The 11,252-nt window shown below is 73.0% G+C and carries 4 protein-coding genes; 2 read left to right on the top strand and 2 right to left on the bottom strand.

The annotated features are described in order from the left end of the window. Together ACWF94_RS20730 and ACWF94_RS20725 are read right to left on the bottom strand one after the other, a co-directional pair. Window positions 1-5,584, bottom strand: a 5,584-nt coding sequence (locus ACWF94_RS20730) for an RHS repeat-associated core domain-containing protein (RefSeq protein WP_453490189.1), incomplete at its 3' end; no start/stop codon positions are given. Window positions 5,585-5,815: 231 nt separating this feature from the next. Beyond that, complete coding sequence (locus tag ACWF94_RS20725) at window positions 5,816-7,435, bottom strand: NB-ARC domain-containing protein (RefSeq protein ID WP_453490186.1); 1,620 nt, start codon at window positions 7,433-7,435, stop codon at window positions 5,816-5,818. Window positions 7,436-8,514: 1,079 nt separating this feature from the next. Here ACWF94_RS20725 and ACWF94_RS20720 point away from each other — a divergent pair. After that, window positions 8,515-9,042, top strand: a complete 528-nt coding sequence (locus ACWF94_RS20720; protein WP_453490183.1) for a phospholipase A2 — start codon at window positions 8,515-8,517, stop codon at window positions 9,040-9,042. A gap of 467 nt (window positions 9,043-9,509) precedes the next feature. Then, on the top strand, window positions 9,510-10,796 hold the full coding sequence (locus ACWF94_RS20715) for an MDR family MFS transporter (protein WP_453490180.1): 1,287 nt from the start codon (window positions 9,510-9,512) through the stop codon (window positions 10,794-10,796). The last annotated feature ends 456 nt before the right edge of the window (window positions 10,797-11,252 follow it).

Here is an 11,252-nt window from a genome sequence, read left to right as displayed (position 1 = left end):
GTTTGGCCGCCGCCGGGGACTTCTTCGGCTTCGAGTAGCGCATCTCGCAGCGCACATCGCCCTTGCAGAACGCGACCGACTTGGACGACTTGGCGGAGACGGCGGGCTTGGTCTTCTTCTGCTTCTTCTTCGTCTTCTTCGGCGTGAGACCGTCGGGGTCGGTGAAGCTCACCGGGTTGTTGTTGGCGTACGCGTACCCGTTCATCTGCTGGGGATCGTTGAAGTCGATGACCGGGTCCACCGAGATGAACCGTCCGGTGAGCGGGTCGTACGCGCGGGCGCCCAGCTGGGTGAGACCGGTCGACGGGTCCTGGGTGCCGCCGACGAAGCCCTTCTGGCCCGGCCAGCCTCCCGGGGAGCCGGAGCCGCCCCGGGCGGCGCCGTAGGGCAGATGCAGCCGGTGGGTGACCTGCTGGGTGGAGTCGTCGACGGCGGTCTCGCCCGTGCCGTGGTGGTCGGCGGCCAGCCAGGTCAGTCCGCCCGGGGTGCGGACCGCGATGGTGGAGTCGTGCATCGTGTAGTGGCGGGTGCCGGTGACCGCCTGGGTCGTGGTGTCCAGGCGCAGTTCGGTGCCGCCCAGATAGAGGGTGGTGGCACCGGGTTCGCGGCGCAGGAGGCGGTCGCCCTCGGCGCTGTGGAGATAGGAGGTGGACGTGCCCCCGCCGCTGACCGACTCCAGCAGGCCCTCGCTGTCCCAGGTGAGCGTCTGGGTGACGCCGTCGACGGTGCGGGAGGTGGTGTTGCCGTCGGAGTCGTAGGCGAAGCTGTCGGTGCGGGTGCCGTCCGCCCCGGACTGGCTGACGGAGCGCAGGGCGTGCGGCTGTGCGGATCCGGCCGCCGGGTAGGCGTAGGTCCGGGTGGTGGTGCCCGCCGGGGTGCGCAGGGTCTCGCTCTGCCGGTTTCCGGTGACGTCGAAGGTGTAGCTGTGCCAGTACGGTGCCGGGCCGCTGAGTCCGGCCACCGTGGGCGGGGCGGAGCAGGTGCCGTCGGGGGTCCAGGCCTCGGTGACCCGCTGGAGATGGTCGGTGCCGAAGCACTGGGTGTCGGTGGGGCGGCCGAGAGCGGCGGTCATCAGCCGGGTGACATTGCCCGACGGGTCGTAGGTGAAGGAGCGTTCGACGGTCGGGGCGGCCTGGCCCTCCTGCTCGGTACGTGAGGTGACGAGCCGCCGGGTGCCGGTCTCGTACCCGAACGACTGGCGCAGCTGTCTGCCGGGCGTGCCGAGGATGAACTCGGAGATGGCGCCCAGGTTGTCGTATTCGGTATGGGCGACATAGGAGTCGAGGCCGGTGAGCGCGACCGGCAGGCCGAGGTCGTCGTATGCCTGCCGCAGGGTCTCGGCCGGGAGTCCGCCGGCGCCGGGCAGGGTGGTCGAGGTGATCTGGTCGGCCTCGTTGTAGGTGAACGCTGATTCGTAGCGCCCGGCCAGCGCGCCCTCGGCGGCGGGAATGGTCACGGCGGTTCCGGTCGATCGTCCCCGCTCGTCGTAGCCCAGGATCTCGCTGCGGTAGGCGTTGCCGCCCGAATAGCGGATCGAGGCCACGGGCAGGCCCTTGCCGAGGGTGTCATAGGTCAGTTCGGCCAGCTTCGGCCCGGTGACGGAATTCTCGTGGGCGGCCGTCCTGCGGCCCTGGGCGTCGTAGACGTGCCGGATCGTCCTTCCCCGGGAGTCGGTGACGGTGAGGAGTTGGTCCGCATCGTCGAAGGTTCTGGTGATGGTCCCCTTGTCGGGGTCGTCCGACCGGGTCTGCCGGCCTCTCACGTCGTAGGTGTGCCGCCAGTTGTTGCCCGCCGGGTCGGTGATCGAGGCGAGCAGGCCCGACTTGGTGTAGGTGTAGCGCGTCGCGTCGTACTCGGTGGCGTTCCTGTGCTGCCGCAGCTCCGTGGTACGCCCCTCGGCGTCGAACAGTTCCGTGGTGGAGGTGCCGCCCCGCGGCGGGTCCTCCCGGGTCCAGTTGCCGCCGTAGGTGGTCCCGGTGCGCCACTTCTCGACGCCGTTGACCTTCTGGATCTCGGCGATCTCCCGGTCTGCGCCGTCGAAGACGTACTCGGTCTGGGAGGGCACAGCGGCGTCGTCGACCCTGAGGATCGTGGTCCCCGGGGCGGCCGGGTTGTGGTAGTCGTCGTTGACCCGGGCGGCCCGGCCGTGGCTGTCGTACAGCGTGTCGCTGACGATCCGGCCACCGCCCGGCGCGGGTTCCTGGGTCTGCCGGAGTCGCAGGAATCCGTCGTAGAGGGTGTGGGAGACGCTGTACCGGCCGGTGCCCAGAAGCGTCCGGCTGGTCACGGCCGCGGGCCCGTCGGGTCGTATCAGATAGCTGAACTCGGCGTCAGGGCCCCGGCTGGTGGCCCGGCCGGGACCCCATGCCTTCACCAGCCGTCCGAGCGGGTCGTAGACCAGTTCGGCACGCCGGCCGGCGGCGTCGGTCGACGATGTCGCCGTGCCCAGCAGGGGGTGGAACCCGGTGATGTCCTCATGTCCCAGCGCGTTGGTGGTGCGGACCTCCGTCACGGGACCGCCGGTCGCGGGGGTGTACGCGGTTGTCTCCCGGTTGCCGAGCGCGTCCCACTCCTCCGTCACCCGGCCGTGCGCGTCATGGGCGTGCCGGGACACGGTGGTGTAGGTGCCCCCGCCGGGCGCCCACGCGGACAGTTCCTCGACCCGGGTCGCGTCGCCCCTGACGGGGGCCGTGCCGAGGGTGGCGGAGCCGTCGTAGTAGGTGCGGACGTCGGAGATCACATCGTCCGGCCCGTTCGCCGGGGTGCCGCAGGGGGCGCCGACGGTCTCGACGCGGTGCGGGGCGCCGATGATCCAGTCGGTGAGGTTGGGGGTGTGGGCGACGGTGGTGCAGGTGTCGTCGCCGGGGACGGCGAGGTCGCCGCGGTCATGGGTCCGGTGGTTGACGCCGTACGCGTCGTACTCGTGGATCTCCTCGGTCTCGCGGTGGCCGCCGCCCGCCAGCGCGGTGCGGGTGTGGGTCCGTTTGACCTCGGTGGTGAAGGCGCGGAGGCTGCCGGCGGGACGGCTGCGTTCGGCGCTCGGGCCGATGGCGACGGGTTCGCTGAGGGTGCGTTCGATCTCGGGGCCGCCGTCGCCGTTGTAGGTGATCTCCTCGTAGGCGAATCCGCGCAGTGCCGGTTCGTCCTTCCTGGCGGCGATCTCGACGTCCTTGGTGGTGCCGTCGAGTTTCCGGTCGCCGTGCATGCCCCGGTGGAAGCGGTGCTCGTCGAGGGTGCGGACGCTGCCGGCCGCCCCCGTGCGGACCTTGACGGACCGGTAGCCGCGCCACTGGCCCCAGGTCTTCAGCTCCGGCGGGACGAGTTCGGCCTCGTCGTGCCGCCACGCGGCGTCGCCGACGTACTCGTAGGAGGTGACCTCGTCCGGGTTGCCGCCGACCCGGTCGATCTCCCGGACCTCGGTGACCAGGAACTTGTTGAACCAGTCCAGGCGTGGCTGTGTCACCCCCTCCTGGTTCCAGTGGGCCGGGAAGCAGGGACGGCCGTTGGTGTCGGGGACGGGCAGCGCGGTGGCGGTGCAGCCCGCCGGGGCGTAGTCGACCTTGATCTCGCCACCGCTCTCGGTGCCGACGCGGGTGAGCCGCCACTTGTTCATGGGCTGGAGACCGTCGCCCACGGTGAGACGGTTCGGGAACACCGTGCCGCCGAAGGTGACCGGGGGTTCGGTGACCGTGCCGCCGACGTGTCCCGTACGGGCGATCGACTCCAGCCACAGGGACGGGTCGGTCTGGTCGCCGGGGGCGAGGAAGGCGTGGCGGAGCTGCCAGGAGGTGACGTCCTTGAACCGGCCGCCGTCCCGCACCTGCGCGGTGATCCGCTCCAGCTTCTTGGTGCCGAAGAAGGCGGGGCTGTGCCGGCCGACGCAGGTGCCGCCGTCGCACTGCTGGTCCCACGGCACGTCGGGCCAGTCGGCGGGGGCGGTGCGCAGACACGAGGAGCCGGGCAGACACCGGTCGGACGCGGTGAACAGGACGCGGGCGTCCGGCTCGCTCTGACCGGCGCGCAGGCCGTAGTCGATCCGGGTGAGATGGCCGCCGCGGACGTACGGGGTGGCGGCGGATGGAGTGTTGTCGCGGCCGTAGTGGTTGGTCTCGGTGTCGTAGGTGTACGTCACGATGTCGCCGTTGCGGCTGACGACATGGTCGAGCATCCAGCGGTACGTCTGCTGGCACCAGGAGGTCGCGTAGGAGGCGGCGTTGCAGGGCTCGCCGGGGTGGTTGCCGTACACGGGGACGGTCCACGCCGACTTGGCCGAGGCGGCGCGGCCGAAGTGGTACTGGGTGCCGTCCGGTGATGTCAGCCGCCAGTGTTCACCGTCGTTGTCGCCGTTCGACGCGCCGAAGAGCTGCTCGACGCGCCAGCCGTCGTCGTCCTCGGCACGCCAGATCCGCTTGGTGGCGTCCCACACCAGTTCCCCGGCCACACCCGGGAGGGCGACGGTCGCGTTCTGGCCGGCGTAGCAGAGGTCGCCGGTGGCGGCGGTGTTGTTGCCGCCCGGGGCGTCGGCGCCGCAGGCGGCGTACTGCCGCTCGATGAACCCCGGCTGGAAGTCGAAGCCCTCACCGAGCCACGACGCCTGGTTGTTGGTGGCCGCGGTACGGCCGTCGACGGCGCCGGAGGAGTACGAGAGCGCGATCTCGGGCTCCAGGCCGGGCACCGACGGCAGGCCGATCGGGTACGACCACGCGAAGTCGCCGGACTGGAGGCCGACCTCCCAGAGCGAGGACGGACCCAGCGAACTGGGCTTGAAGCTGCCCGCGGAGCCGCCGGGCGCCGACGTCACGGCGTAGAGCGCGGCGGGGGCTGTGGTGCCCGGGCGTCCGCCGGGGCCGGTGGCGCGGGCGGGCGGGCCCGCGGAGATCCGACCGCTGATCAGGCCGACGCCGGTGTCGTTGTGTGCCTTCAGCGGGGTGCCGCGTACGCACGCGGGCCGCTTCGGTGTCGTCGCGGCGCAGGCGGGCAGCCGGACCAGGGTGAGGCGGGAGGCGTAGTCACCGCCGTAGGCGCGGCGGAATCCGGAGTAGTCGATGCCGACCTCGATGGGTGCGGCCGTGCGCGGGCCGTCGGAGCGTTCGACGCGGAAGAGAACTCCGTCGATCCCGGCGCGGTCCGCCGCGGCGGGATCGAGGACGTCCACCCGGACCCGCTGCGGGCTGCCCGTGCCGGTCGCGGTGACCCGTACCGGGGTGCCCGGCACGGGTGTGGCCTTCGCCGCGCCCGGTGTCAAGACGATGTCAATGTCACCGCCGCCCGCCCGGGGGCGTACGACACGCGGGGTGCCGGTCGCGGCACGCCGGTCCGATGGGGCGTCGGAACGGGGGCGCGGTGTGAGGGGTTCGCCCTTCACGGAGCCGGAGCCGACCGGGCGGCTCTTCGACCAGCCGGGGCCGGCCGGTCCGTCCAGTGGGGCCTCCGCCGCGAAGGCGGGTCCGCCCAGACTGCCCGCCATCAGGGCGATCAGCAGGCTCCCGGCCACGCCCAGGCGGCCGGCGGCGGCTGCCGTCAGCCGTCCGAGCGGGTGGGCCCGACTTCTGCCGCGGGGCTGTCGTCGACGTGCAGAACGCATGATGTTCCCCTCTTCGCTACGTCCGGGCAACAGACAGGGGCTACGGGCCCACAGCACATCGGACCGGGGGCGGGCGAGGAGGGGTCACGCACACTTCCGTACGGATGCGAACACCCACGGATGCGAAGCCCGGCGAGGGGCGCGCATCCAGGTCGACCGGGATCGTGGTGGGTGCCGGTCCCCTGGGCCGCCAGGAGCACCGGGTGGTGGACCGGATTGCCTGACGTATCGTCAGACCGCTGCTGTGGTGGGCCTTCCCGTGCCCGGCAGTACGAGCCTGGGGGCCTTGCGGGCGTCCGGGGCGACTCCGGCTCCGACTCCGGCATCGGCATCGGCTCCGGCGGGCAGCCGGCGGGCGTACTCGCGAAGGAGACCGGGAACGGTATAGCGGTCACCGGTCAGCCGGACCAGGAGATGGGCATCGGCCAGGCGGCGCAGTGCGGCGCGGCCGGCGTGGAGGGACAGACCGGCGGACGCGGCGGCCAGCGGCACCGTGACGACCGTCGAGGCCAGTGTCGCGACGAGACGGAACAGCCCCCGATGCGCCTCGTCGAGGGCGTCGTACGAGCAGCCGAAGGCGGCTTCGAGGCCGGCGCATCCGTCCCCGCGCACATCGAGTGCGGCGAGCCGGCCCTCGGCCCGCATCCTGGTGACGAGTCCGGCGATCGGGGCCCGCGCGCCCGGGTCGAAGGCGGTGGCCGCGATCCGCAGGGCGAGCGGCAGCCCGTCGCACAGGGCCGCCAGGCTCCGGGCGGCCCCGGGCTCCGCCGCGACCAGGTGTTCCCCCGCCGTCCGGGCGAGCAGACACACCGCGTGGTCCCGGCCGAGGGGGTCGACCCGGACGGCTCTGCCGTCGTCGTGCACACTCAGGCCGACCAGGCTGCCGCGGCTGGTGACGACCGTATGGGTACGGGGCCCTCCCGGGCGCAGCAGCCGCACCTGGTCGGCGGACACGGCCCCGTCGAGGACCAGCAGCACGCGCCGGTCGGCGACCAGGGACCGGAAGACGGCGGCGGCCTGCCCCTCGTCCGTGGGGACTCCGGCCGCCGGTACACCGAGGCCGACCAGCAGATAGGCGAGCGCGTCGGCCGTCGGGAGCGGGCGGGCGCCGGGGCGGTGGCCGCGCAGGTCCACATACAACTGGCCGTCCGGAAAGCGGGCTTCGGCGTGGTGGGCCCAGTGGATCGCGAGAGCCGTCTTGCCGACCCCCGGCGGGCCGGTGACGATGGCCAGCCCGGACCCCGTCCGGCCCGCCACCGCGTCCAGTTCGGCGAGCTGGGAGCGGAAGCCGACGAGCCCGGACACGGCCGGCGGCAGCTGCCGGGGCGGATTCGGTACGACGGGCACGCCCGGCGGGAACGGGCCGTGCTCCCCGGCCCCCGGCGGGAGCGCGCCGCTGCCGCGTTGCCCCGGCGGGAACAGGCCGCTGCCGCGTTGCCCCGGCGGGAACGGGCCGCTTCGCCCTGCACCCGGCGGGAGCACCCCGTATCCTCCCGCGCCTGCCGGGAGCGCGCCGCTTCCCCATCCCGTTGTGGTCGGGCCGGCGGGTGTGGCAGCCGCCGGGGCCGGTGCGACGGCGGCAGCCGCTATCCGCGCCCGGGCGGTCAGCCAGGCGGCGATCTCCGCCGCGTCGCCGCCGCAGGCGCCGACATAGGCGGCGACGAGGTCCCGCCCGGGAAGCGTGGATCGCCTGAGCATGGTGGCGACGGTGCTCGGCGGCAGGGACCCGCCACTGTGGCGGGCCCGGCGTTCGAGCTGCCGGTACGAAAGCCCGGCCACCACCCTGCGCTGTCTCAGTAACAGCAGATAGTCCGCTGTGGTCTGGGCACGGTCAGGGTCGACGTCGTTCACTGTTCCCCCCTCTTTCCAGGCTGGGCCCTGCCGCGGCAGTCACGGGGCGGTCGGTTCCCGTGCGGCGCCTCGCCGGCCCCCTGTCTCGATCGCTGCGGTCGACAGCTGTGGCGCCCGTGCTGTACGGCCCCCTGTTCGACGGGGGCTGAGAGGCGGTGTTCCTGTGAAAGGTGAGGGGAGAGTACAGCAGACGGCACGGAGCAGGGCAGACGTCCAGGCTGTCCCGGACAGGTGGGAGCCTGTCCCGGACAGCCCTGGCACCTGGGGCGTGGACCGGCCGGGCGGCTCCCGCCCGTACCGGCATCCCCGTGTGCGCCGCCGGCCGCGCCGCGACGCGGCGCAGATCGGTGCTGCCCGCCCGGCTGCCGGGTCCGGGTCTGAGTCCGGGTCCGGGTCCGGGTCCGGGTCCGGTCGATCCTCGGCCGGGAGGTGAGCGCACAGGCGGTGGGAGTCCTTCCGCTCGTACGTCTCCCGGCCGGCGGGTGCCGTCCACTCAGGGAAGGCACCGGGACGACAGGCACCCGGACAAGTCCTCAGGGCCGGAGAGCCGCGCCACCACCTCCAAGGCCCCGGCCCTGGCCCCGGCCGCAGCCATGGAGGCGCCGGTCGTCACCTATCGGACACACTTCGACCCGGGGGCGCTACGACGCCGTTCGCGCCCCGACCCGCTGCGCACCCGCCCCGCCGCCGAACCCCGGCGAGGCGGCCCGGCCGGTCGTCAACGGTCGCGCCCATCCGGCAGCCGCTCGCCCCCGTCGCACCCCACGCGCCTGATCCACGCGGCGGGCTGACGCAGCCACAGGGGTCCGCCCGTGGTGATGGCTGCCCCGCGCGACCCACCGTCGCGCATGCCGCGGCGCCGTCCCGGACCATGCCGCGGACGCGCTCTCTGTCCGTCGAACGCGCTGGTCGGGAGGGGTGGGGCGAATGAGGCGTCCGACGGTCCTCCCGTCGTGGCCCGATCCGTGCGGGGCCCGCTTCGCCCGGTGGCAGGGTCGTCATGGGCGGCCACCCGTGCCGGGTGACCGCCGCCCGGTCAGTGCGACCTCAGGTGACGGCCACAAGTGATGGAGGAAGCAGTGAAGTTCGACAGGAAGAGTCCGCTGGGAGCGACGCTGGTGTCCGCCGCCCTCCTCGCGTCCGCGCTGGCGGGAACCGCGGGCAGCGCGGGGACGGCCGCCGCGGCGGAGACCGTGACCGCCGGGAACGTGTCGGCGACGGCCGGCAGGGCGAGTCTGAAGCGCAAGGCCGACCGCATCATGAACCTCACCTACCAGCAGTTCGCCAGGACCAAGCGGGTGAAGCCCTTCAACTGGACCAGCGACGGCTGTAGTACGCCGAAGAAGAACTTCCCCTACCGGGGCAGGTTCAAGAAGGCGTGCAACCAGCACGACTTCGGCTACCGCAACTACGGCGCCAAGGGAAAACTGGAACTCAGCCCGACCAAGGCCACCCGGAAGAAGATCGACGCCAAGTTCCTCAATGAGATGAAGCGCACCTGCGCGGACGTGTACAAGGGGGGCGCCCGGACGAAGTGCAAGGTCGCGGCGGTCGGCTACCACCGTGTCGTGCGGATCGTCTCGGCGAAGAACTTCGGCTACCGCTGAGACATCGCCCTGGCCGGCGGCGCCCGGCCCCGTGGCCGGCGGCGGGCGCGGCGGACCCGGGCGGTCCACCTCGCGCCGACGCTCCCGCTCCCGGCCGTACGGCACGGTGACGGCCGGGGCGGTCGATCCCGGACGGTGTCCAGCGTGCCGCCGGCCGCGCGCCCCGGGACTTCCCACCGGTACCTACGCGCCACCACCACCCGCCCGTCGGGCCTGGGCGGAACCGTGGCTTCCGGGGACCGTTCCCCGACGCGCGGTGCGGGGAGCACCGGACGCGGCTCCCTTCCGTACCACCGCGCGTCCCGCTCGCCCGGGCCGCGCTGCCGTGGCTCCCCCGGCCCCGCTGCCGTGGCTCCCCCGGCCCGGGTGCCGCCGGTCGTACGGTGCCTGGCAGGATCGGGTCCGGTCACCCCGCGTTCGCGCGGGGGCGGCCGGACCTGTCCGAGGGCGAACGCGGAGCCGATCTGATGAGAACCACGCCCCGGCCCGCCCCGGCGGCCGGCCGTTCGGGCACCGTGCGCGATCTGCGGACGCTCGGGGCCGTACCCCGCCTGCTCATCGTCAGCGGCTTCGCCTTCAACCTCGGCTTCTTTCTCGTCCTGCCGTATCTCGCCGGACACCTCGGTGGGAGCCTCGGGCTCGCGGGGTGGCTCATCGGGCTGGTCCTCGGTCTGCGAACCTTCTCCCAGCAGGGCCTCTACGTCGTCGGCGGGGCACTCACCGACCGGTACGGCGCCCGGCGGGTGATGCTGACCGGGTGCCTGCTGCGGGCCGTGGGCTTCGGCTGGCTCGGATTCGCCCACAGCACCTGGTCGGTGATCGGCGCGGTGCTCGTCGTCGGTTTCGCCGCCGCGCTGTACGCCCCCGCCCTGGAGACGGAGATCGCGCGCCAGTCGGTGGAGCACGAGCGGGCCACGGGGGTCGCCCGGAGCCGTACGATCGGCCTGTTCCTCATGGGCGGCCAGGCCGGAGCCCTCATCGGGCCGGTCCTGGGGACGGTGCTGCTGTCCGGGGGTTTCCGGGCGGCCTGTCTGGCCGGAGCGGTGGTGTTCGTCGTGATCCTGGCCGCCCTCCACCGACTGCTGCCCGCCCCCGCGGCGGATTCCGGGCGGGAAGAACCGGGCGCCGCGCCGCCGCGCGGAGCCCCCCGCGCGCTGCTCGCGAACCGGCGGTTCCTCGCACTCTGTCTCGCCTACGGAAGCTTTCTGCTGGCCTACAACCAGCTCTACCTCGCCCTGCCGATGGAACTGGAACGGTCCACCGGTTCGCAGGCCGCCCTGGGCTGGCTGCTGGCCCTCTCGTCCCTCCTGGTCGTCGTCGGGCAACTGCCCGTCGCGGGCTGGGCCACCGCGCGGCTGTCCCCCGCCGCGTCCATCCGCTGGGGTCTGGTGCTGATCGCCGTGGCGTTCGCCGCGGCGGGGTCCCTTCCCCCACTGGCGGCGGGAGTGCTGCCGTCGGCCGTGTTCGTCGTCCTGCTGACGGCCGGGCAGATGCTGGTGCTCCCCTCGGTCCGGGGGTGGCTGCCCGATCTCGTCGACAACCGGCGGCTGGGGTTCTACACGGGTGCCCTGACGTCGCTGTCCGGAGTGTTCGTCCTCCTCGGCAGTGCGCCGGCCGGCGCACTGCTCGAAACGGACGGCCCGCTGTCCTGGTTCGTCCTGGGTACGGTCCCCCTGGCCGGGCTGCTGCTGGTGCCGCGCCACCGCGCGCCCCGTCCGGAGGAGCCCTCCGATTCCCGTTCCGGCCACGACTGAACCGGCTCGTGGCGTCCGGGCCCACGCTCGGCCATGGGCGCACGGGCCCGAACGGACCGGCCGGCACCGGGCGTTCACCCGCCCCTGCCCCCGCCCGCCGGATCGCGGGTTCGCGGGTTCGCGGGTGGCTGGATCACCGGATCCCACCGGGTACGCGCCAATGCCCCGGGGGTCCCGGGGCATTGGGTGCCCGAATGCGCCCTATGGGTACGCGTGAGAAAATGGCAAGTGGAACATCTTGGCAGCCACCTTGTACGACGAAACGACGAGGAGGCGGGGTCATGAATGAACATGCTTCCAAGATCACGATGCTCGGCCCGACGCAGGCGGATGTGTCCGGTGAGGATTTCATCGATGCGCGGGGGCGGCGATGGCTGGCTACCGGAAAGGTCTCTCCGCAGGACGTCGATGTCGCGGAGAGCGAGAAGGAAAGGCGCGATGCCGACCGCCGTCCGG

This window comes from Streptomyces sp. NPDC055078 (genome assembly GCF_053607985.1).
Note: the sequence above shows the minus strand (reverse complement) of the source record. Positions and strands in the feature narration are given on the sequence as shown.